Source organism: Methanobrevibacter sp., assembly GCF_017406825.1.
Taxonomy (GTDB): Archaea; Methanobacteriota; Methanobacteria; order Methanobacteriales; family Methanobacteriaceae; genus Methanocatella.
The window spans coordinates 1-21829 of record NZ_JAFQXT010000044.1 but is presented as its reverse complement, the minus strand read 5'-3'; the positions used below and the strand labels follow the sequence as shown (position 1 = coordinate 21829).

Sequence of the window (21829 nt, the reverse complement as noted above, 5' to 3'; positions counted from 1 at the left end):
GAAAATATGGCTACAGTATTTACAAGAAGAGTAATTGCATATATCATTGATTTTTTTGTAGTTTCAGCGATAATGTGGATTTTATCTTACTTCATATTTGCGGTAATGACTCCAAGCACAGTTTATAGTGTTTATCAGTATTTCCCTTATTTTGTACCTTTCCTGATATTGATTTATTTTATATTTTGTGAAAAAAACTTTGGCGCTACAATTGGCAAATCCGTATTGTATCTTAAAGTCAAATCACAGAACGGTCATGATATTTCATGGCCTCAGGCAATTGTACGTAATCTGACAAAAATATATTGGGTTCCAATTATTTTTGATTGGTTAATAGGCCGATTTTTGAAAACTGATAGGATATTGAACAGCATTACACGTACCGTTGTTGTAAGTGATTAGGATGATAAAAAAAGTCCAGGTTCTCTGGTATCTGAATAAGGAAGATTTGGAAAACTATTGCATTGACTTTAAAGAGTATAAATCACATAAATTAGATGGTTATGAGATTGTCGATGTTGATGAAGACCTAATCTATGACTTATGCGACCGCGATCCTGACAGATTGGAGCCGTTAGGCTATTTTAAAAATAAGAAGGAACTGGAAAACTATTTGTCAGATACAATAACCAATAACGAATTTGATTTGGAGTTGGATTCTCCGGAACTTAAAAATAAAATCCAAAAGGCCATTGATTCAATTGATTTCAGCGGCGAGGATTATTATATCTCAATTGGCGAAGGAATTGGAACTGATGATGCTCGAATAGCCAGTTGGTTTGATTCGCTTAGAAAGGAGTATAACAGTTCATCCAAAGATAATGTGTGGGTTCTGGCGGTAACAGGATATGACCCTTATGATTTGTCTTTAACGGGCAGAACATTGTCATATGTGCTTGCAGATATTTTAAACGTAACCGAAGCATCACTTGATAGTCTAATCCCAAATAAGGGCCACATATCTATTGAGGAATGGAATGGGATTTTGGATAAGGTTTATAAGAAAAACAAAATCCATTTGGGCTTGAATAGGGTTGTTTAGTTCCAAATTCTTTTCATTTTGAATGTTCACAATCATTTTTGAATCTGCATGATCTGCATTTTTTAGGGTTTTTAGTTGCTATGAATGGTTTTGTACCTTCAAACAAACCGTGCATTCTCTCAATTGTGAATTTTATTGATTTTTCAACTTCGGGAGTGAACACTTCAATCCAGAATAAATTGTCTGTTCCCCTTTCTCTTAATGCCCCTTTTATTTTTCTTTCATCGCCGGTCATGTCTTTATATGCAAGACAGTATGCCCTTACCTGATTCATTGTTGATTCATAGGGGGTTCTTCCAGGCTTGTCATCGATGATTACGATTTCTTCGGGTTTCATCCATATTTCATCGATATATCCTCTAATTCCATATTTGGGAGCCACTACAAAGCATTCCCTTGACATTGTTGCGGTTTGTTTGGATGCTTCAACCGCATCTTCAAATGTGGATGGTGTCGCGTCCTGTTTAAATATGTCTTCAAGTTCTTCGTGAATCCTGCTTCCCTGGGTCATTGCCCTTGTAGGTTTTGTTTCTATGCCTTTCATGTACTCGAGATATAGCTGGTATTCACAATATCCTTGCTGATTTAACCAGCTGATGGGGAAATTGTTTTTCCCTTCAATTATTTGAAGACCTTTTATTGACGGATGGTCTTTAGTTTCATATTCCTTTTCATATCCAGTAATGTTTTTCTGTTCCATGTTTTCCTTTTTGTCAATGATAGTATAATTAATTAACTTTAAGGACCAAAGTAATCTCATGCATTATGTGAATTCAAAAAGTATACTGTCACCAAAAAATGGAATGAACCTTTACAGGGGTTGCACTCACGGATGCATATACTGCGATTCCAGAAGTGAAGTTTATGCTATGGGCCATGAATTTGAAGATATTGAAGTGAAGCAGAATGCATTGGAATTGCTCAAAAGGGAATTGATAAAACGCCCTAAAGCCATGATTGGAACTGGAGCGATGAGCGACCCGTATATTCCTCTTGAAAAAAGACTGAAGCATGTCAGAAAATCATTGGAACTGATTTACAGATATGGATTCGGGTTTACATGCATCACCAAATCGGATTTGATTTTAAGGGATTTGGATTTGCTTAAAAAGATTAAAGAAAAAACAAAGGTTGTTATCCAGATGACCATAACGACGGCAGATGATGATTTGTGCAGGATTCTGGAGCCGAATGTCTGCCCGACTTCAAGACGAGTTGACGTTTTGAAAACCTTAAACGACAATGGAATTCCAACTGTGGTATGGTTATGCCCAATACTTCCCTACATTAATGATACGGAGGAAAATATCAATGCCATTTTAGATTATTGCATTGACAGTGATGTCTATGGAATATTGTGTTTTGGAATGGGCCTCACCCTAAGGGAGGGCAGCCGCAATCATTTCTATAAAAAATTGGATGAGAATTTCCCAGGATTGAAAGGGAAATATGTTAAAGAATTTGGAAATGATTATGTTCTGCCAAGCCAAAACAGCGAGAAGTTAATGGGAATCTTCAAAAAAAGGACTTCCAAAAATCATATACTGAATGATAATGAGAAGATATTCGAGTATCTCTCAGAATTTCCTCAAAAAACCATACAGTCCAAGCTAATCTAAATGATTATATAACTTGTTTTTTAAATATTAATGTAATGAATTTTGACGATTTGAACATTTCAGATGAGATTAAAAAAGCCATTGGGGATATGGGATTTGCTAAATTAACACCAATTCAGCAAAAAGCAATTCCTCAAGCCCTAAAGGGAAAAGACATAACCGGTCAGGCACAGACAGGTTCGGGTAAAACAATTGCATTTGCAGTTCCAATTCTTGAAAGGATTTTCATTCCCGACAGATCCCCTCAGGCGATTGTCTTATGTCCGACAAGAGAGCTGTGTATGCAGGTCGCATCCGAAATCTCCAAAGTGGGAGGCAATATCAAAAAACTCAAGGTTTTAGCGGTTTATGGTGGTCAGCCAATCGGTAAGCAGACAAGGGTTCTTAAAAAAGGTGTCCATATAGTTGTTGGAACGCCTGGCCGTGTAATTGACCATATTGAAAGAGGCAATCTTGATTTAATAGGTGTTGAAAGTGTCGTCCTGGATGAAGCCGATGAAATGTTGGAGATGGGATTTAGAGAGGACATCGAAAGGATTTTATCGGATGTGCCTCGTCAAAGGCAGACATTGCTTTTCTCAGCAACCATTCCATTGGATGTTAGACGGATAGCTGAAAAATATCAGAATAATCCTGAATTTATAAGAATTTCAAACAAAAAGAAGAATATCCCTAAAATCGCCCAATATGCATTCAGATGCGACATTAAAGATAAATTTAATTCATTGATAAGATTAATCGAGGCCTATGATGTTAATCGGGCATTAATATTCTGCAACACTAAAAAAAGCGTTGATTTTGTTTATAAGCACTTGAAAAAATACGATTTTAAGCTCGACAGTCTTCATGGGGATATGACTCAGCAGACCAGAGACAAGGTAATGAATAAATTTAGAAACGGAAACATTAACATTCTGGTTGCAACTGATGTTGCTGCCAGAGGTTTGGATATTGCAAATGTCGATATGATTATCAATTATGATGTTCCTCAAAACACTGATGATTATATTCATAGGATTGGAAGAACGGCAAGAGCGGGAAGTACAGGTTTTGCATTTACTTTAGTTTCAAAAGACGAGCTTTCAAGATTCAACAATATTAAAAAGGAAAATCCCGGCAAAATCGTTGAAAAGGATTTGCCCACGCTTCAGGAAATAAGTTCCATTAAAACTAAAAAAATATTGTCCGATGCCAAATCTTTGATTGACGGCAGCGATATTGAAGATTATATCAGAATAATCAAAGATGAATCTGAATATGATGGTTTGGAATTGGCGGCGGCGTTATTAAAGATGATGAGGGAAAAATAATTATTTTCCACCATCTATAATATTGAATTTGATTTTTTCTTTTTCGAGTTCGCGTGTAAATGCTTTTCCCATGTCTCCAACACAAATCGCAAGCACGTTAAGTCCTTTACGGGCTGCATTTGCACTGGCTTGTGGAGCGGCATATTCAATGTCTATTGGCAAACCCAGTTTTTTGACTATTGCGCGTGAAACTGTTCCTGCAACGGCAATCTTATCAATTTTTTCACCGCTGTTTGTTCCTTTTTCATAGACGTTTTTAATTAAATCGATATCGCAGACTTTTGATCCTCCCTCTTTAATGGTAGGTACGATAATGACGGTAACTTCCCCAACGGTCATGTCAATGATTCCGGTTAGATTGGTCAATGCCACATCCATGCCTTCTTCAGCATCATCGAGAACGATACCTGTTGCGTTTTCCTCTTTTTTATGAGCGTATAATACTCCATCGTCCATGTATAAACCGACGATATCGTCTTTTTCAAGATTTTCTTTTGCAATGGCAGGCCAAATTGTTTTATAATGATTCATTGTTTCTAAAACTGAATCGCTATATTTCCTTAAGGTTATTGCATCTTTTTTTACTTTGTCTATGCCCTCTTGGGTTATTTTATATGGGGACCTTCCATCCTTTGAAGTGATGTATCCCAATTCAATTAATGTTTTGATATTTTCCGAAACTGCTTGAATAGTTATCCCTAATTTATCAGCCAAATCTTTTTGTTTGAGGTGAGGGTCTTGTTTGGATATTTCACTTAGTATTTGGAAATGTGTAAGTGCACCTCTTTTTTTAAATGTTTTCATAATAATCATTCCTCAATTAAAATTGATTAATTTTTATTTTTATCTTTACTAGTATATATACTAATTTGTTAGTTTGCCTTCAAGTTCATTATTGAATTGTTCAATGAAATCAGATTTTTTATCAATAGGTATATATGCGCCGCATGCCATTGAATGCCCACCACCACTTCCTCCAACATTACGTGCAATCTCACGTATCATATTTCCAAAATGAATTCCATCGTAGGAAAGTAGTCGGGAACATCTAAGAGAAACTTTAATTCCGTCAGTATCTGTTTGGGTAAATCCAATCACTGGTTTTTTCCAATTGCAATATCCTAAAATCATTCCGGTTATGGTACCTACAATTTCAGGTTTAATGCCGGTTCCATCGAAATATTGCAAGTTTTCAAGTTCAATTATATTTGAATGTTCACTGTCAGCAACTTTTTCTATTGCCTGTGCAAGATTGCGTCTGTGGTCACGGCTTACAACTTCAAGTTCATCAAGGGCCACAAACCTGTCACCTTTCAAAACCTCCATTGCAATTTTCTCTTCATGATTTCTTCCGCATGCGTTCATGGCGGTTGAAAACTCGGATGCATCCCTTAAAAAGCTGTGAGGGTCTTCTTTTAGGAAGGTATATGAATCTCCAATGATCAATTGGGAGATGTACTGAACATATCTTCCGGGAACCACCTTTGCAATCATTCCAGAAAGGCATTGGTATAGCTTGGCTTTTTGTTCCATGGTAAGTTCATTCAATGTTTTCCTATTGTTCTTTTCATCGATTCCAAGCTCTTCTAAAACAGCCATTGTTTCAGTTGTGTTATTTGTAATTGGGAGTCTTACATCATTAAAATAGGAAAGCGCAACGAATAATGGGCGTGTATTTCTTCCATAAATGTTTATGTCATTTTTAATCACTTCAAGGTATCCCCCGTCAATTGCGTCCTGCTGGATGATTTCGTTCAGCCCTTCAAAATGACCGCTTCGGGTATTCTGCATATCTCCAATAGCGGACAGGACCCCAATCCAACTCAGGTCATCATATCCGAATTCCTTAGCAAGGAAGTAGCATAATCCTCCTCCGCAAACGTAATATGATCCGTCGATGCCGTGATGCAGGGGATTTATTTCCAGATAGGTATAATCTTTATCATTCCTGTAGTCCAGTTCTCTTAAAGGGGGATGATGGTCCAGTATAATAATTTTCTGACCTTCTTTTGCTTTTGCATCTATCAGCTGACCTGAACCCAAGTCCGAAAATATGGTGAGTTCATGGTCAAGTTCAATGTTGTCCAGAACATCAAGGTTAACGAATTCGATTTCATGGTCTTTATTCTGTCTGTCTAGTATGGTTGATAGTATTGCGCCTGAACATATTCCGTCGCAATCGATGTGGGAATATACTTTAATGTTGTCGGATGATTCGATGATTTTCTTTGCTTCTTCATATTGTTCAGACATTAATTGTGGTATTTGCATGGCAATCAGTTTCTCATCTGTTTAATTTCCGAACTAACTTCACGTATGAGTTCTAATTTTGTTCCTTCCCATTCGACAAGTATTCTTCCAGATTTTTCATACCATTTTCCTGGATATGAAACTTCCTTTTGAACACTATGTTTTAGTCCTAACCTCTTAACGGCTCTTTCAACATCGGAAAGTGTCGGGTCTTTTACAGCATCCTCTTTAGCGATTTTACGCCCTTCCTTAAGAGTTAAATTTTTATTTAAATATTGCGGCCATATAGTTATCATTTTTTCACCTATTTAATTCTTTGAATAATAATTCCATCATATCTGGAACTGTGTAAGTGTCGGGGTAAATGTAGTCAACATCATATTTATCCAAGACTTTTGCAGTAATCGGACCAATGCTGACAGTTAATAGATTTTGCGATAATAATTTAGCTATTTTTTCTTTGTCCTCAACTATCTCAAAGAAATTTTCAACAGTTAATGGACTTGTAAATGTAATGGCATCAATCTCCTTATTTTCGATTTTTCCGATAAGTTCTTCGACTGATTTTTCATCCATCGGAAACAGGGATTTGTATGCTTCAGCTAAAATCACTTTATTTCCAAGCTTTTCTAATTCTTCCGGGAGCACCGCTCTTGCAGAAGCGGTTCTTGGGATTCCTATGGTTTTTCCTGTGATGCCTTGTCTTTTGAACTCTTCAATAAGGCCTTCAGCGGTAAACTCTTCAGGCATCAAGTCAACTGTCAAGCCTTGTTTTTCAGCTAATCTGCCAGTTTTATTTCCTATAACTGCTAATTTGCAATTCAAATCTTTCAGAAAGTCCGGATGAAATTTGTTCAGTGAAACGATTGTTGTTGGTGAGGTGAATATTATCCAGTCAAGTTCATCTTTTCTTGCAACTAAATCCTTAAGGGATTGTGTGTTCACCGGTTTTAAATCAAGTGTTGGAGCTAAAAATGCTTCACCACCAAATTCCTCAACAATTTCACAGGCTTTCTTGGCTCTGTCTTTAGGTCTTGTTATTGCAACGACAGGTTTTGACATCATATTACCTTCTTAATTTATAATGTTATTATTTTGTTTTTATTGGTTTATATTTTTTTTTAGTTTTGACTGTTGCAAATGTAAACAAGTATATAATATGAAAACTTATTTTTAAGTAGGTGATAAAATGAGTAATGTATTGGTAACCTATTTCTCCGCTAGCGGTGTTACAAAAAGAGTAGCGGAAAAAATAGCTGATGAAAACGGATATGACATATTTGAAATTGTACCTGAAGAAATCTACACTCCGCAAGATTTAGATTATATGGACAAGAATTCCCGTTCAACAATAGAAATGAATGACAAGTCATTCAGACCTCCTATCGCTGAGACATGTGATGTAAGCGGATATGACACTATTGTAATCGGTTTTCCGGTATGGTGGTATACCGCACCTACAATAATTAACACTTTCATCGAAAGCGTTGACTTGTCCGGAAAGACAATCAAAGCGTTCTGCACCTCCGGCGGATCAGGCATCGACAAATGTGTAAGTGACCTGCAGGCCAGCTATCCGGAACTCAATTTCTCCAAGGGAATGAGATTTATGGGTAATGCTGATGGGGCCAAAGAATGGATCGAAAGTGAATAGATAATTAATCTGAGTTGGTTGTTCATGTCAAAAAAAGTTATTGTATTGAGCTCTTCTCCTAGAATTGGAGGAAATTCCGACACATTATGCGATGAATTTGTAAGGGGAGCACTTGATGCGGATAATGCAGTTGTAAAATACAATCTGGAAGACATCAGGTTTCATGCATGTAAGGCATGTTACAGATGCAAAACTCCTGAAATGAAATGCTTCCAGGAAGACGGCCTTGCAGAAGTCCTGGATAAAATGATGGAGGCTGATGTAATAGTATATGCAACACCTGTCTATTATTACTCCATGTGCGGAACATTAAAAAGATTCTTTGATAGATGTTATCCGATATTCAGGCATCTTGAAAATAAAGAGTACTACATTATAACTGCAGCAGGTTCAGATAATGGCAATGTCTTAATTGGAATCAGAGATTTCATAAGCTTTTCCAAAAATCCCACTGAAAAAGGAGTATTCTCTGCTTTCGGTGATGTAAAATCTCAACCTGAATTATTGAAAGAAGTTTATGAGGCAGGTTTCGAGTGTTAAAAAAAATTAGGAAAGAATTGATTCTTTCCTATCCTTCAAAAGGATTTGATTTGTCATATTTTTGACCATCAACAGTTAAACTGAATTCACCATATTCAATGTTTCCGCTTAGTTCAAGAGAAGAAACAGTACTGTCACCAGTTAAAGTCCAAGTTGAACCTTCACCAACATTAACAGTAGTGTTTCCGGTAGAATTAATGGCTCCGTCAAATGCAGTGTTTTTCATATTCCAATTGAGGGTACTGATTGAGTCAACAATTATATTGCCTTCAATATCTTCACTGTCGGTGTTCAATTCACAGACTCCTCCATTTGAGCCTTCAGTTCCCCACTGATTTTGACCGGTGGCCTCTAGCAATACTCCGCTACCAAAACTCAGTCCGGTATTTTCTAAATTGATTATGCAAGCAGTATTGGTAATGTGGAACATCGGAGCAGTTGTGTATACAGATGAATCTTCAGCAATGGCTAATTCTGAATTTTTAGCTGTGAATAAGGAGGTACCTACATCAGCATCTCCACTCATACTTTGATAGATGAATACTCCACCTAAATCAACATATTCTCCTCCATCCTGCCTATTTCCTTCGGCATATCCGGTTAATTGAGAGTCTGTTACTTCAATACTGTTTTTACCTTCAATACAGGCAATCTGTGATACGTAAGCGGTACCTTTTGTATTTTCAACAGTAATATTTCCGGTGGAATAAATTAAAGGTGAACCTCTGCCGCTTTCTTTGCTGACTCCTGTATTGATTTCAGAGTTTTTGACATGAACTTGGCCTTCACCACGGTCTGTTGCAAGGGCGGCGCAGCTTTGACCATCAGTATTGATGATAACATTTTCAGCATTGATTATACCATTATAAGTCGCATCCAATCCTCTTGATTTATCGGAGTGGGTTGTTATTTTCACATTTTTGATGGTGGCTTCTGTTGTGCCGTCAGCGCTTGACTGACTGGATTCGCCTCCGCCGTTTCCACCGGATTCCGGAGGTTGTCCTCCTTCTCCTGAACCCTGGGATGAATCGCCGCTGCTTGAAGAGGAAGCTTCAGCATTGGTTACAAAAATCCCATTTGATCCTTTGGAATCAGTGTTTATTTCAACATCCGAAATGTCCAGTGTTCCGTTGGTGTTTACCAGAATGGCGGAATTCACTCCATAAAAATCAGCATCGTCACCACTTGTTGCAGTATCGCCGCTTTTATCGATTATGGAATTTGCAAGTTTTAATGCTCCTCCATTCTTGATTAAAACGGTATTGACATCTGCGCTGTCAGTGTGGTAATTTCCGTTACTTTCGTCTAAGATTTCAGAGTCAACAACAATGTTTTCCCTGTCTTCCAGAGCATTCGCATCAATATTAATTGAATTGCTGATAGTATCATTTGAATTCGTAAGTGCAAAGGCTCCTGCACAAATTATAATCAGAATTGCAATAATTGCAATAACGTATTTTCGGTTCATAAAAGTAATAACTCGAAAGTATTATTTAAATATTTGTTAAAAAAACATTGCTTTTATGCATAAATTGTTATAATTTGACGCATTTTATGGGTTAAGTAAAATCTTTGTCCCAATTGCCGTTTTCTTTTTCAAGGGTAATGGTTAAAACACTGCCGTTTTCCTCATAAACTCTTTCGAAGCCGGATTCATGGGAGTTATCGCTGCCAACATCTTCAGTGTAATAAACTCCGATAAACAGCCCCAATACTGAAAGTAGAAATATGAGCAGTATAATTGTGTCTTTCATATTCATCATAATAATTAATTAATTCTCATAGGTTATAAAATTAGTAGAAAAGTATTTTAATACCTATGATTAAATAACTATTGAAAAGCTTAATGAGGTGAAAATATGAAAGGCTTTATTTTATTAGTATTTGCCATCATCGCAGCTGTTTTAGTTGTTGGTGGTGCTGTTGCATATCAAGTAATGAATGAAGTAAATATTGGTGCCGATGATGCTGATTCAGGATTAGTCGGCAAATTAATTGATAAAGTAAGTAATGTTGAATCTTCAGAAAGTTCAAATTCAGATTCGGAGGGATCAATTATGGATACTGTAAACGATATTGTTAAAGAAGAAGTAAAATTCAATGCTCAAAATGGTGAAGGATATTATCGTGAAGTAACCTATAAAGATGGTGGATTCAGACAATTCGATACTGAAACTGGTGAATTGATCGGTTCATCATATGAATCCGACCAAGACAAGCTTCCAAGTATGGAATGATTAAATTGATTTTAAAAGATATATTGCTTCATTTCGACATTAATGAAGACTTGCCGGTCCATCTTTTGAATCAAAACTTCAATAAAGTGTTTCTCGATGGGGATTTAACCATTAGGGGAGATACTTATAAGATAGTAGTTAAGACACGCCAGAACGTCACTCATATGATGTTTATCAAGCCGAATGAGGAATTTCCACTTGTCATAATGTCCGAACTTCCAAACGGCTTGTTGAACGGTATGAAATTCGGACGAAGCGAAGGCGAAGAAATTCCAACTAACAAACTATAACTACTATTTTCCTTTAATTTTTAACTATTTTTATATAATATTAACTTCTAAAATTATATTATAATAATTTAATAATTTTGTTGATATCATGGACAAAAAAGAGTTAATTAATAGTGGAAAAGTAAAAAGCGTATTTACCACAGATGAAGACGACAAAGTAATCATCGAGTTTAGAGACGACATGACCGCCGGTGACGGTGAAAGAAAAGAGGTAATGAACGATAAAGGATTGTACAATGCAGTGATTTCTGCTAAAATCTTTAAGGTTTTAGATGAAAACGGCGTTGAAACCCAATTCATCGATTTGCCTCAACCTAATGTCATGATTGCAAAAAAGCTTGACATGATTCCGATTGAAGTGATTGTGAGAAATATCGCTACAGGAAGTTTAGTCCGCAAATATCCTATTGCTGACGGAACCAGATTGGAACCGCCGGTCGTACAGATGGACTTTAAGGATGATGAATACCATGATCCTATGTTAAACGATTCCCTTATCAAAGCATTAGGAATCGCCACCCAGGAAGAAATCGATATCCTAACAGAAAAGGCTTTAAAAATCAATGAAATCTTAACCAAATTCTTCGCTGATGCGGGAATTATTTTAGTCGATTATAAAGTCGAATTCGGTAAGGATAAAGATGGAAACATTATTTTGGGAGATGAAATCTCACCTGACAGTTGCAGACTATGGGATAGCGAAACATTGGACATGCTGGATAAGGAACTGTTCAGAAAAGGAAAAGACGATGAAGTGATGGATGCCTATATTGAAGTTTACAATAGAGTTATTCCGGATGATGAAAAGGTGATTTAAGTGTTATTCGATATTGAAGTTAAGATTTCTTTAAAAAGCGGTATGTTAAACCCTGAAGCGACAACAATCGAAAGGTCTCTTGATTTGTTGGGTTATGAAGTTGAAAATGTGAAGACTGTCGAAACAATCAAGTTCCAAATGGAAGGCGAAGACAGGGAAGTTATCAGGGAAAACGTCACTGACATGTGTGAAAGATTACTCTGTAATCCTGTAATCCATGATTATAAAATCAATGTCATTCCACAGAACATGGCCTGTGGCAAATAAGGTGTAATTATGAAAATTGGAGTAATTAGATTTCCTGGAACTAACTGTGACCGTGATGTGGCACAGGCATGTGAACTGGCTGGCCTCAATCCGGAATATGTCTGGTGGAGTGAAGAAAAACTAACGGACTATGACGGGATTGTCATTCCGGGAGGATTTTCATATGGAGATTACCTGAGGGCGGGTGCAATGGCTTCAATCACACCGGTCATTGATGGAATCAAGCAATTGGTGAAAGAGGAAAAACCGGTTTTGGGAATCTGTAATGGTGCACAAATTCTGGGAGAAATAGGACTCGTTCCGGGAATTTTCATCACAAACGAGAATCCTAAATTCAACTGTGAATGGGTGGACTTGAAAGTCGCAACCAACAGAACCCCATTTACCAAGGCATTCAAAAAAGACCAGACTATTGCTCTTCCGATTGCTCATGCAGAAGGAAGATTCTACACTGAAGACATTGATTTGTTAAAAGACCAGGACCAGATTGTTTTGCAGTTTGAAGGCAAAAACCCTAACGGGTCCATGGAAGCCATTACAAGCGTTTGCGATGAATCCGGTCTTGTCTGTGCGATGATGCCTCACCCAGAAAGGGCATGTGAGGAAATATTCGGTTCTGATGATGGTTTAAATTTCTTCAAAGGATTTTTATAATAATAAGTGATAAAATGGTAGTTTATTTAATTGGTGCAGGACCTGGAGATGCTGATTTAATAACTCTTAAAGCTGTAAAAGCTCTAAATAAAGCTGATGTTGTTTTGTATGATTATCTGGCTAATGATGAAATATTGGCTCATGCTCCTGAAACTGCAGAAAAGATATATGTAGGTAAAAAAGCGGGAGAGCATTATAAAACTCAAGATGAAATCAATGAGTTGATTATTGAACAAGCTCAAAACCATGAAAATGTTGTAAGACTTAAGGGAGGAGATCCTTTTGTCTTTGGCCGTGGTGGAGAAGAGATATTGGCTTTAATGGAACATGATATCAAGTTTGAAGTAATTCCAGGTGTAACTTCAGCTATTGGAGCACCAACTTCTCTCGGACTACCGGTAACTCACAGGGCAGTAGCGACATCAGTTACAATCGTAACCGGTCACGAAGACCCGACAAAGGCCGAAAGCCAGGTTCATTGGGATTATACTGCAGATACATTAATAATATTGATGGGTATCGGAAACATTAAGGAGAATACTTCAGAAATAATGAAATATCGCTCACCAGACACACCGGTGTGCGTTGTTGAAAGCGGAACATTGCCTGAAGAGAATCTTGTATTCGGCACATTGGAAGATATTTCAGATAAGGATATCAACACTCCTGCAATAATGATTATTGGGGATGTTGTGAACATGTATAAGGACATTTACGATTATCAAAGGTGATTAGATGTGTGGAATTGTAGGATGCATACTAAAAGAGGATAAGAATGTGGCACCTATTCTGTTTGACTGCATATCCAAATTGGAATACAGGGGATATGATTCAATAGGTCTGGCCACTTTCAGTGATGAAAAACTCTACATTAAAAAGGATAAGGGCAAAATTGCTGAAGTGGATAAAAGTCTGGACCTTAAGGACATGCCCGGAAACTTCGGGATTGCTCATGTAAGATGGGCTACCCATGGTGACCCCTCAAAATTAAATTCACACCCTCATGTTGATGAGGATAATCATATAGCTGTAGTTCATAATGGAATTATTGAGAATTATTTGGAAATTAAGGAGAAATTAATCCTTGAAGGGCATGTTTTCAAATCAGATACTGATACCGAAGTGATTCCGCATTTAATCCAGAAGTTCATGGCGGAAAAATTCGATTTGGAGCATGCAGTGAGAAAAACAATCGACGTGATTGAAGGGGCTTATGCGATAGCAGCAATCAGTGTCGACGAACCTGATAAAATCGTTGCAACACGTAAGGACTCTCCATTGATTGTTGGGATTGGTGAAGAGGGATATTACCTTGCTTCCGACTCCCCGGCCATTTTAAAATATGCTCGTGACATTATCTATCCTGAAAGGGGAGAGATTGTCATTTTGGATAAGGAGGGCGTTGTTGTTCACGATGAATTTGACAATGTGGTGAATAAGGAAATCGAGACAATCAACTGGACACCGGAAATGGCTGAAAAGGAAGGCTATGACCATTTCATGATTAAGGAAATCAACGAACAGGCAGTGGCCGTCAGAAATACTCTAACTCAAAAGGACAATATTCAAGAGATAATTGATGATGTGGGTGATTTGCAAAGGATTTGTTTTGTGGCTTGCGGAACTTCCTATCATGCCTCATTAACCGGCAAATACCTGATAGAATCTCTTGCAGGCATCCCGACTGATGTCATTCTGGCTTCCGAATTCAAGTATTCCGCAAATACTTTAAATGATAAGACATTGGTTATTTTCATATCCCAATCAGGTGAAACTGCAGATTCCCTCAAGGCGCTGGATGTGGCGAATGTTACTTCAAAGACACTTGGAATCGTTAATGTTGCAGGTTCATCAATTACCAGAAGAGCCCAATATGTAATTCAAACCCAAGCAGGTCCAGAAATTGGAGTTGCAGCAACAAAAACCTACGTTGCCCAATTAACTGCAATCTATCTGTTTGCGGCATTGATATCCAAAAACATGGAGCTTTTAAAGGAACTTGATAAAGTGCCGGATTTCATTGATGAAGCTTTGGAAAGCGTTGATCTGGTCAAGGAGTTATCAAAAAGATATAACTATGCGCGCGACTTCTTCTATCTGGGCAGAGGATATTCATATCCTACCGCACTTGAAGGAGCATTGAAACTTAAGGAAATCACATATATCCATGGTGAAGGTTATGCTGCCGGTGAATTGAAACATGGTCCTTTGGCTTTGATTGATGAAGGAATTCCTGTCGTGGTTGTAATTCCGCCTGGAGACAATTACAGGAAAACCATGAGCAATTTGGAGGAAGTCAAGTCACGTGGAGCTAATGTACTGGCTATAGGTTCTGTTGATGATGAATCACTTAAGGCAAAGGCCAATGACGTGATTGCAATCAATGGTGATGTTAAAGAAATTATTGCTCCTCTTGTTTATGTTGTGCCGTTGCAGTTGATAGCATATTACATTACTCTTGAGAAAGGCCATGACCCTGACAAGCCTAAAAACTTGGCAAAATGCGTCACAGTGGAATAATTTAATTTTGTAGCTTAAATCTGATTTAAGCTATTTTAATCTATTTTTTTCTTTCTAACTTATCAGATTTTGGCTGACTTTTTATCTTAAAATGTAATTGTCATTTGTTTTAAGTATAATGTTATTTCAGATAGTTGCATTCTTTTTCAATTAATCTTTTTCATAAGATATTCATTTTAAATTTATTCAGTCTTTTATTGTAAATTTCAATCAATCTAATATTATTATAACTATTATTAACTTATTATTGCTTATTTATTCAAAATTAAACTTATTTGTGCTTATTTTGAAAAACAAAACCTTTTTATACATTAAACAATTTATACTTTAACAAGAGCAAAATGTTAAATGGGGTTAACGTTATGTTTAATAAAAAAATTAGTTTAATTTTAATTACTCTAGTTTTTATGTTGTCTCTGTCAGTGGTCGCTGCTGCTGATTCAAATTCAACTGATGACATGATTTCTAGTGAAGTGGATGAGGAACCTCCATCGGGAGAGGAAGTTGTCTTATCCGCTAATGAAAGTACCACTAGCCAGGTTAGTGATGGAAACTATACATTGACCGGCAGTGATGTAAGCATGTATTATAAGGGCGGATCCAGTTATTCTGTTGTATTGCGTAACGGAACTGGCCCTGTTAAAGGAGCCAATATCACATTAAAGCTTAATGGGGTAAGTTACTTAAAAACAACTGATTCATCAGGTAAAGTTTCTGTTCTTTTAGATTTAAAGCCTGATACATATACCATTTCAGCTATTTTTGGAAATCTCACTTTGACCAATAAGATTAAGGTATTGCCTGTTATCAAGGCTAAAGATGTAACCAAGACATATTCCGGCTCAGCAAAATACACTGCCACATTTTTGGATTCAAAAGGAAATCCTTTGAAGAACACCAATGTCAAGTTCAAATTAAAAGGAAAGACCTACACCAAAAAGACCAACGCAAAAGGTGTTGCAAGCCTGGACCTTGATTTGAAGGCCGGAAGTTATGTGGTATATGCAATCCATCCGAACGGTTATCAGGTTTCTAATAGAATCACCGTCAAATCCTCAATCACAGCCTCTAATCTTAAAAAGTATTATTTAGGTTCCAAAAAGTTCAGGGCAACATTTTACGGATCCAACGGCAAGGTTCTCAAGAAGAAATATATCATATTCAAAATCAAAGGATATACCTATTATAAAAAGACAAATTCCAATGGTGTTGCGACTTTAAAGATTCTCTCCACTCCGGGCACATATAAGATTCAGTCAATTAATCAGAATACCGGTGAGAGAAAAACCAGCACAATCACTGTTCTATCACCTTTGTCTGCCAAGTCAATGAAGGTTTTCACCGGTGTCACATCTAAATTTGAAGTTACACTGCATCAGAAGAATGGTGCATTGGCAAAGAATAAGAAGATGGTTGTATATGTTGCAGGTTCTAAAAAGACAGTTAAAACCAATTCCAATGGTGTTGCAACCGTCAAATTCAATCTGGCAAAAGGAACATATACATTCAAGGCCGTTGATCCATATACTAAATATACTATAAGCAAAAAGGTTTATGTTTATCTGGCTTCAATAAAGGCATATGATATGGGAGCAATCGCCAATCAGGCTTCATCATATGAAATAACCTTATTGAATCAGAACGGTCAGGTTGCAAAAAATACTTATGTGCAGATCAAACTTGACGGCGTGGTGCATAAGGTCAAAACCAATTCAAAAGGTGTCGCATCTGTAAAATTCAAATTGGGTGTCGGCAAATATAATGTCGTTTGTAAAGATTTAACAACCGGTTATCAAATAACCAAAAAGATCACGGTAGTTGAAGATAGAATGGGAATATCTTATGACCAATATGGTGTTTCTGAAGATGGAATGACTATTTTAGCAATCGGCAGACCATCCGCATCAGGCGAATTGTCAAAATATGGTTATACATGGTATATGGTAGAATTCGAAAGAACCTGTCCTCATTGCGGCAGCCATGAGTTATACTGGGGTGTCTTTTGGGCAGGAGATGAGACATCTAACTGGGGCGTTTTCCCGGAAACCGGAAACAGTGAAGGAGGAAGCGTTGAAGGAGCGATTTTCTGTGCAAACTGCGACGCCGATTATTCCATATTCGGTAAAGAACATGTACTTTCAAATCCGAAACAGTTAAAATCAATCTATGGACCAATCGATTCTACAAAAGATATGGCCTATTTGCTCAAAAGCGGGAATTATGTGAGAATCTAATTTCCCCTCTTTACTTTTTTTAATCTTTTTTTCATTTCAAGAATTCTATCTGTAGAATTGCTTGATGAATCCTGTTTTTCACTGTAGTCGTCTTCAACTTCCACGATATAATTCGCTTCGGGGGATGTTGTGGAGGGAATATTCATTTTTGCAAGGTTGCGTTCAACACGTCTCTTGAGCTTCTCGTCATCCATTTCCTGACCTAAAAATATTGGTGTTTTAACGGCTGATGAGATTTTGGTATTGTGGCGGGCGGTGTGTCTTTCTTCAGCTCTCGCATCTAAAATGTATTCGCTGGAATTGTTTAAACCAGGGTCCCTGAATGGAATTCCCACGTCGGATAATGCTATTCTTATCTCATCGTTTTTCGGAAGAGCCCAGTCAAGCATTTCAGTATTCGGACTGGCAAGGGTTCCGCCCTGCATCCTTCCGAATATCGGACCCAATCCAATATAAAAGCCGGATTCAATAAAACCTGCCCTGACGGGTGCCGATGAAGTGTATGTTGCAACTATCCCATCATCCTTGATTATTCGTCTGAATTGCTTGAAAAATTCGACTGAGAATAATTCAGGAGCCATGTTCTGGCTGAATGGGTCCAGGAATATTGCATCATAGGCATTGTCTTCAAGGCCCTGTACAGTTTGCCTTGCATCTTCAATAAACACATTAATGTTGATGTTTTCTGGAATTTCTGCAGTTTCCAGACTCAGGGTTGCGTAATCCTGTGCAATCAGCTCATTCTCTATGGCTTTTTTGGTAATGTCATGTTCCGGTATTGGTGATGGCACCAGAAGTCCGCATGCAAAGGTCGCTTTTGATATTTCAACCATGTCTATTTTCAGATTTCTTGTTGAGTTTTTCATGAAGTCAGCTATCGCCGCTGATGAATTATATCCGAGCCCGGCACATATGTCCAGGATGGCGATGTCTTTTGAATAATCGAATTTCATCGGCTTGATAAATTTCTCAAATGACTCACTTATTGCACCGGTAGATGTATGCAACGTTTCAACTTTATGGTTTATTTCTTTTGAATTAATAGAATAAGATCCGTCATCTGTTAAAACAAAATAATTGCTGTAAGTATCAAAAAAATTAAGTCTGTATTCATTATTTCGACTACTTTTTTCTTTGGCGAAAGTTTCATTAATCAAATCGAATATGTCGTCACTGATTATTCGGGCGTTTTCTTCATAACTCATTTTATCTAAATGATAGTTTAGTTTGTGAAACTTTAAATATTTGATTATTATTTACAACCCATCATTAATTTTAAAGTCTTTTTTGAGCAAAATTTATATAATTTCTAATTTAAATGTTATTTTAATGAATTATAGTAAGGTTAAATAAATGTTTGAGATAAAAGCAAAAGACGGAAAAGGCCGTGTCGGAGTTCTAAAAACAAAACACGGTGATGTAAAAACACCTGCACTAATGCCAGTTATCCATCCCAGAAAACAGGCCCTGGACGTAAGCAAATATGGTGCAGATATTGTAATTACTAATGCCTATTTGATTTATAAAGATCCCGAACTAAAACAAAAAGCCATTGATGAAGGATTGCACAAGCTCATTAATTTCGACGGACCCATAATGACTGATTCAGGTTCTTTTCAGTTATCCGTATATGGAGATGTGGAAATTACAAATAAGGAAGTCATCGAATTTCAGGAAATGATCAAAACGGATATCGGAACAAGTTTGGATATTCCGACCGCTCCTTTTGTAGACAGACAGCAAGCAGAAAGCGATATGGAAATCACAATTGAAAGAGCCCGCGAAGCGATAGATTATAAAAAAGAGCAGAATATGGAAATGCTGTTAAATTCCGTAGTCCAGGGTTCAACATTCCTTGATTTAAGAAGGGAATGTGCAAAGGAACTGTCCGCTCTCGATGCCGATTTGTATCCGATAGGCGCTGTTGTTCCTTTGATGGAATCCTATCACTACAGGGACCTTGTCGATGTAGTGATGAACTCCATGAAGGAGCTGTCAGACACCGTTCCACGCCATCTGATGGGTGCCGGACATCCGATGATATTCGCATTATGCGTGGCTATGGGATGCGATTTGTTTGACTCTGCAGCTTATATTCTGTATGCGGAAGATGACAGGCTTTTATCAACCAGAGGAACATTCAAGCTGGAGAACCTGCAGGAAATGCCGTGTTCATGTGAAGTCTGTACAAAATACACACCTGATGATTTAAGGGCAATGCCTAAAGAGAAGAGACGGGACCTGATTGCCCAACATAACCTTCATGTATCTTTTGCGGAATTAAGATTAATCAGGCAGGCGATTTATGACGGAAATCTGATGGAACTTGTCGAGGAAAGGTGCCGCGCACACCCTGCACTTCTGGAAGCCCAAAGGCAGCTTGGAAATTATTCCGCTGATTTGGAGAAATATGATCCTAGAAGCAAAAAATCAGCATTCTTCTATACCGGTCCCGAATCATTATGCAGGCCGGAAGTGTTGAGGCATATGCAGAAATTACGTGAAATGCCTAAAAAACGCGACCTGCTGATATTGCCTCCAACAAAAAAACCTTACTCTAAATTTATCTCAGGAAAACTCGGCGAATTCTATATCTATGGTGCTGAACAGGAATTGGATTTGGAAAACACTGATTTTATGGTTTTGGACATACCTTTTGGTTTGATACCTCTTGAAATAGATGAGGTTTATCCGTTAAGCCAGAATGACGCTCCAAAAACCCGTGATGTGGACAGCATTGAATTCATTGAGGATTTCATCACTGAATTCGTCGAATACTATGAACAGGTCCTCATCCATTCAAGAATCATTAAGGACTTGGAAATAGGTCTTTACAATAAATGCAGTTTCGAGGATATCAGATACCAGAAGGATGATGTCAAAAAAGTCAAGGCAATTGCAGATTACCAATTTGGAGTCGGAGCGGGTGACGCATTGTTTAAGGGCAACATCATAATAGAAAAAAGTAAAAAAACAGGTAAAATAAGACATATCTATGACGGAAAGGTGCTGATTGTCAATATGAGGGCATCCGATTCATATTTGATTCTATCGAAAGAAGGTGCCAAAAGGCTTCACAATGCAATGCCATATCCGCAAAATCGGGTTGTGGTAAACAAGGACTCAGAACCATTCGCGCTCGATGGAAAAAGCGTGTTCTGCAAATTCGTCGTTGAATGTGATGAGGATATACGTGCAAAAGATGAAGTCCTGATAGTGAATGAGCAAGACAAGCTATTGGCTTACGGAAAGGCATTGCTCGGAGCATGTGAAATAGAACAGTTCGAAACAGGACAAGCCATTAAAACCCGTAAAGGAATGAGAAAGTGATATTATGAGTGATAACGATAAAGTGAATACCGGTCATCATATTGAAGATAAGGAATTGATAAAGAATGCAAGAAAGCCTGTTGGTGAGTTGGGCCATCAGATTCTTGACAGGATGAACAAATCCCATGAGGCCATGGCGCAGTGGGGCGTAACCCATTTTGAAATTGCCCCCGACAGCAAGATATTGGATATCGGATGCGGCGGCGGAAGAAACATCGAAAGGTTTGCACAGCAGATTTCTGAAAGCGGCAGAGTCGTTGGGATTGACTATTCTGAAGTGAGTGTTGAAAAATCAATAGAACTGAACAAGAAATCCATTGACAGGGGAATCGTTAATGTACTGCAGGGATCTGTTTCAGACATGCCATTTTATGATGAGACATTTGATATTGTGACCGGTTTTGAAACAATCTATTTCTGGCCGGATTTCATTAATGATTTAAAGGAAGTGAATAGGGTTCTTAAAAAAGGTGGTTTGGTATTTTTCTGCAATGAAGCAGTCTATCGTGAGGGGGAAATGGAAAAATATGATGATTTGGTAGAATTACTGGATATGAAAATATATTCTGAAGATGTTTTAAAGGAATCCCTTGAAAAAACCGGCTTTAAAGATTTTAAGGCCTACATTGATGAAGATAATGATTGGATTTGTATTACTGCTTTAAAAATCTGATTTTACCTTATTTTTCTCATTATGGCGAAACCTTTATATATAATTAAAACATATGTTTACTTGTTGTTAGTTTTTATGCGGTGTTAGTCCAGCCTGGTTAAGACTCTAGCCTGCCACGTTAGAGACCCGGGTTCAAATCCCGGACGCCGCATTTTTTATATGCAGTCGTGGTATAGTCTGGTTATTACTTGGGCCTTCCAAGCCTACAACCCGGGTTCGAATCCCGGCGACTGCATTTGTTAATAACTTCTTTTTTTAAAATTCTTATTTTGTTGAAAAAATACTTTATTTTTAGTTAATTTTATATAATAATAAAAATAAAATATGAATAATTAAATTAATTATTTAATTTGGTTTAAGATTATTAATTAAGGTGATTTAATGGTAGGACT

The 21829-nt window shown here is 37.4% G+C and carries 24 protein-coding genes and 2 tRNA genes; 18 read left to right on the top strand and 8 right to left on the bottom strand.

The genetic code is table 11. The annotated features are described in order from the left end of the window. Positions 1-6 precede the first annotated feature (6 nt). Positions 7-402 carry an RDD family protein gene (locus tag IJF99_RS07940; protein WP_292793951.1) on the top strand — a complete coding sequence of 132 codons (396 nt, stop codon included), beginning with the start codon at positions 7-9 and terminating at the stop codon, positions 400-402. 1 nt (position 403) lies between these two features. Then, positions 404-1042 carry a hypothetical protein gene (locus tag IJF99_RS07935; protein WP_292793948.1) on the top strand — a complete coding sequence of 213 codons (639 nt, stop codon included), beginning with the start codon at positions 404-406 and terminating at the stop codon, positions 1040-1042. A 13-nt stretch (positions 1043-1055) separates the two neighbouring features. Here IJF99_RS07935 and cas4 read toward each other — a convergent pair whose 3' ends face one another. After that, positions 1056-1742, bottom strand: a complete 687-nt coding sequence (gene cas4 / locus IJF99_RS07930; RefSeq protein WP_292793945.1) for a CRISPR-associated protein Cas4 — start codon at positions 1740-1742, stop codon at positions 1056-1058. A 58-nt stretch (positions 1743-1800) separates the two neighbouring features. Here cas4 and IJF99_RS07925 point away from each other — a divergent pair, with 58 nt between their 5' ends. Both IJF99_RS07925 and IJF99_RS07920 read left to right on the top strand, forming a co-directional pair. Then, a complete protein-coding gene (locus IJF99_RS07925; RefSeq protein WP_292793942.1) occupies positions 1801-2661 on the top strand; it encodes a radical SAM protein in 861 nt (286 codons plus the stop codon). Positions 2662-2696: 35 nt separating this feature from the next. Continuing rightward, on the top strand, positions 2697-3971 hold the full coding sequence (locus tag IJF99_RS07920) for a DEAD/DEAH box helicase (protein WP_292793939.1): 1275 nt from the start codon (positions 2697-2699) through the stop codon (positions 3969-3971). Here IJF99_RS07920 and IJF99_RS07915 read toward each other — a convergent pair whose 3' ends face one another. From IJF99_RS07915 to IJF99_RS07900, 4 genes are read right to left on the bottom strand one after another with little or no spacing between them, the layout of a single operon-like run. Next, complete coding sequence (locus IJF99_RS07915) at positions 3972-4775, bottom strand: winged helix-turn-helix transcriptional regulator (RefSeq protein ID WP_292793937.1); 804 nt, start codon at positions 4773-4775, stop codon at positions 3972-3974. Between the two features lie 60 nt (positions 4776-4835). Then, positions 4836-6224 (bottom strand): single-stranded-DNA-specific exonuclease RecJ, encoded by a 1389-nt coding sequence (gene recJ / locus IJF99_RS07910; RefSeq protein ID WP_292793934.1) that lies wholly within the window; start codon positions 6222-6224, stop codon positions 4836-4838. Between the two features lie 23 nt (positions 6225-6247). After that, positions 6248-6517, bottom strand: coding sequence for a signal recognition particle subunit SRP19/SEC65 family protein (locus IJF99_RS07905; protein ID WP_292793931.1), 270 nt, complete (start codon positions 6515-6517; stop codon positions 6248-6250). Between the two features lie 4 nt (positions 6518-6521). Further along, complete coding sequence (locus IJF99_RS07900; RefSeq protein WP_366931262.1) at positions 6522-7283, bottom strand: uroporphyrinogen-III synthase; 762 nt, start codon at positions 7281-7283, stop codon at positions 6522-6524. Positions 7284-7410: 127 nt separating this feature from the next. Here IJF99_RS07900 and IJF99_RS07895 point away from each other — a divergent pair, with 127 nt between their 5' ends. After that, positions 7411-7875, top strand: a complete 465-nt coding sequence (locus IJF99_RS07895) for a flavodoxin (RefSeq protein ID WP_292793926.1) — start codon at positions 7411-7413, stop codon at positions 7873-7875. Between the two features lie 24 nt (positions 7876-7899). Beyond that, positions 7900-8415, top strand: coding sequence for a flavodoxin family protein (locus tag IJF99_RS07890; protein ID WP_292793924.1), 516 nt, complete (start codon positions 7900-7902; stop codon positions 8413-8415). A gap of 28 nt (positions 8416-8443) precedes the next feature. Here IJF99_RS07890 and IJF99_RS07885 read toward each other — a convergent pair whose 3' ends face one another. Continuing rightward, positions 8444-9883 carry a hypothetical protein gene (locus tag IJF99_RS07885; protein WP_292793922.1) on the bottom strand — a complete coding sequence of 480 codons (1440 nt, stop codon included), beginning with the start codon at positions 9881-9883 and terminating at the stop codon, positions 8444-8446. A 91-nt stretch (positions 9884-9974) separates the two neighbouring features. Continuing rightward, a complete protein-coding gene (locus IJF99_RS07880; protein WP_292793920.1) occupies positions 9975-10169 on the bottom strand; it encodes a hypothetical protein in 195 nt (64 codons plus the stop codon). Between the two features lie 105 nt (positions 10170-10274). On the opposite strand from IJF99_RS07880, the gene IJF99_RS07875 reads away from it, so the two are divergent. The 8 genes from IJF99_RS07875 (at position 10275) to IJF99_RS07840 (ending at position 17434) form a co-directional block, all read left to right on the top strand. Further along, positions 10275-10652 carry a hypothetical protein gene (locus IJF99_RS07875; RefSeq protein WP_292793918.1) on the top strand — a complete coding sequence of 126 codons (378 nt, stop codon included), beginning with the start codon at positions 10275-10277 and terminating at the stop codon, positions 10650-10652. Positions 10653-10657: 5 nt separating this feature from the next. Further along, positions 10658-10942, top strand: coding sequence for a hypothetical protein (locus tag IJF99_RS07870; protein ID WP_292793916.1), 285 nt, complete (start codon positions 10658-10660; stop codon positions 10940-10942). A gap of 88 nt (positions 10943-11030) precedes the next feature. Continuing rightward, complete coding sequence (gene purC / locus IJF99_RS07865) at positions 11031-11759, top strand: phosphoribosylaminoimidazolesuccinocarboxamide synthase (protein ID WP_292793913.1); 729 nt, start codon at positions 11031-11033, stop codon at positions 11757-11759. Continuing rightward, on the top strand, positions 11760-12026 hold the full coding sequence (gene purS / locus IJF99_RS07860) for a phosphoribosylformylglycinamidine synthase subunit PurS (protein WP_292793910.1): 267 nt from the start codon (positions 11760-11762) through the stop codon (positions 12024-12026). 9 nt (positions 12027-12035) lie between these two features. Then, positions 12036-12680, top strand: a complete 645-nt coding sequence (gene purQ / locus IJF99_RS07855) for a phosphoribosylformylglycinamidine synthase subunit PurQ (protein WP_292793907.1) — start codon at positions 12036-12038, stop codon at positions 12678-12680. Between the two features lie 14 nt (positions 12681-12694). Further along, positions 12695-13411, top strand: coding sequence for a uroporphyrinogen-III C-methyltransferase (gene cobA, locus IJF99_RS07850; RefSeq protein WP_292793904.1), 717 nt, complete (start codon positions 12695-12697; stop codon positions 13409-13411). Between the two features lie 4 nt (positions 13412-13415). Further along, a complete protein-coding gene (gene glmS / locus IJF99_RS07845) occupies positions 13416-15200 on the top strand; it encodes a glutamine--fructose-6-phosphate transaminase (isomerizing) (RefSeq protein WP_292793902.1) in 1785 nt (594 codons plus the stop codon). A gap of 407 nt (positions 15201-15607) precedes the next feature. Then, positions 15608-17434: a collagen binding domain-containing protein gene (locus tag IJF99_RS07840; RefSeq protein WP_292793900.1), complete on the top strand. Its 1827-nt coding sequence runs from the start codon at positions 15608-15610 to the stop codon at positions 17432-17434. Here IJF99_RS07840 and IJF99_RS07835 read toward each other — a convergent pair. Further along, on the bottom strand, positions 17431-18639 hold the full coding sequence (locus IJF99_RS07835; RefSeq protein WP_292793898.1) for an MnmC family methyltransferase: 1209 nt from the start codon (positions 18637-18639) through the stop codon (positions 17431-17433). The two genes, IJF99_RS07840 and IJF99_RS07835, sit on opposite strands and share 4 nt — an antisense overlap. Positions 18640-18787: 148 nt before the next feature. Here IJF99_RS07835 and tgtA point away from each other — a divergent pair, with 148 nt between their 5' ends. The 4 genes from tgtA (at position 18788) to IJF99_RS07815 (ending at position 21672) form a co-directional block, all read left to right on the top strand. After that, positions 18788-20764, top strand: a complete 1977-nt coding sequence (gene tgtA, locus IJF99_RS07830) for a tRNA guanosine(15) transglycosylase TgtA (RefSeq protein ID WP_292793896.1) — start codon at positions 18788-18790, stop codon at positions 20762-20764. Between the two features lie 4 nt (positions 20765-20768). Further along, a complete protein-coding gene (locus IJF99_RS07825) occupies positions 20769-21437 on the top strand; it encodes a class I SAM-dependent methyltransferase (RefSeq protein ID WP_292793894.1) in 669 nt (222 codons plus the stop codon). 77 nt (positions 21438-21514) lie between these two features. Next, positions 21515-21588 (top strand) — tRNA-Gly (locus IJF99_RS07820). Between the two features lie 10 nt (positions 21589-21598). Further along, positions 21599-21672, top strand: a tRNA-Gly gene (locus tag IJF99_RS07815). Positions 21673-21829 lie beyond the last annotated feature (157 nt).

Excerpts from the sequence above, each read along its gene's own strand:
- IJF99_RS07940 (WP_292793951.1), top strand. The coding sequence starts at position 7 with ATGGCTACAGTATTTACAAGAAGAGTAATTGCATATATCATTGATTTT.
- IJF99_RS07935 (WP_292793948.1), top strand. The coding sequence starts at position 404 with ATGATAAAAAAAGTCCAGGTTCTCTGGTATCTGAATAAGGAAGATTTG.
- cas4 (WP_292793945.1), bottom strand. The coding sequence starts at position 1,742 with ATGGAACAGAAAAACATTACTGGATATGAAAAGGAATATGAAACTAAA.
- IJF99_RS07925 (WP_292793942.1), top strand. The coding sequence starts at position 1,801 with ATGCATTATGTGAATTCAAAAAGTATACTGTCACCAAAAAATGGAATG.
- IJF99_RS07920 (WP_292793939.1), top strand. The coding sequence starts at position 2,697 with ATGAATTTTGACGATTTGAACATTTCAGATGAGATTAAAAAAGCCATT.
- IJF99_RS07915 (WP_292793937.1), bottom strand. The coding sequence starts at position 4,775 with ATGAAAACATTTAAAAAAAGAGGTGCACTTACACATTTCCAAATACTA.
- recJ (WP_292793934.1), bottom strand. The coding sequence starts at position 6,224 with ATGTCTGAACAATATGAAGAAGCAAAGAAAATCATCGAATCATCCGAC.
- IJF99_RS07905 (WP_292793931.1), bottom strand. The coding sequence starts at position 6,517 with ATGATAACTATATGGCCGCAATATTTAAATAAAAATTTAACTCTTAAG.
- IJF99_RS07900 (WP_366931262.1), bottom strand. The coding sequence starts at position 7,283 with ATGTCAAAACCTGTCGTTGCAATAACAAGACCTAAAGACAGAGCCAAG.
- IJF99_RS07895 (WP_292793926.1), top strand. The coding sequence starts at position 7,411 with ATGAGTAATGTATTGGTAACCTATTTCTCCGCTAGCGGTGTTACAAAA.
- IJF99_RS07890 (WP_292793924.1), top strand. The coding sequence starts at position 7,900 with ATGTCAAAAAAAGTTATTGTATTGAGCTCTTCTCCTAGAATTGGAGGA.
- IJF99_RS07885 (WP_292793922.1), bottom strand. The coding sequence starts at position 9,883 with ATGAACCGAAAATACGTTATTGCAATTATTGCAATTCTGATTATAATT.
- IJF99_RS07880 (WP_292793920.1), bottom strand. The coding sequence starts at position 10,169 with ATGAAAGACACAATTATACTGCTCATATTTCTACTTTCAGTATTGGGG.
- IJF99_RS07875 (WP_292793918.1), top strand. The coding sequence starts at position 10,275 with ATGAAAGGCTTTATTTTATTAGTATTTGCCATCATCGCAGCTGTTTTA.
- purC (WP_292793913.1), top strand. The coding sequence starts at position 11,031 with ATGGACAAAAAAGAGTTAATTAATAGTGGAAAAGTAAAAAGCGTATTT.
- purQ (WP_292793907.1), top strand. The coding sequence starts at position 12,036 with ATGAAAATTGGAGTAATTAGATTTCCTGGAACTAACTGTGACCGTGAT.
- cobA (WP_292793904.1), top strand. The coding sequence starts at position 12,695 with ATGGTAGTTTATTTAATTGGTGCAGGACCTGGAGATGCTGATTTAATA.
- glmS (WP_292793902.1), top strand. The coding sequence starts at position 13,416 with ATGTGTGGAATTGTAGGATGCATACTAAAAGAGGATAAGAATGTGGCA.
- IJF99_RS07840 (WP_292793900.1), top strand. The coding sequence starts at position 15,608 with ATGTTGTCTCTGTCAGTGGTCGCTGCTGCTGATTCAAATTCAACTGAT.
- IJF99_RS07835 (WP_292793898.1), bottom strand. The coding sequence starts at position 18,639 with ATGAGTTATGAAGAAAACGCCCGAATAATCAGTGACGACATATTCGAT.
- tgtA (WP_292793896.1), top strand. The coding sequence starts at position 18,788 with ATGTTTGAGATAAAAGCAAAAGACGGAAAAGGCCGTGTCGGAGTTCTA.
- IJF99_RS07825 (WP_292793894.1), top strand. The coding sequence starts at position 20,769 with ATGAGTGATAACGATAAAGTGAATACCGGTCATCATATTGAAGATAAG.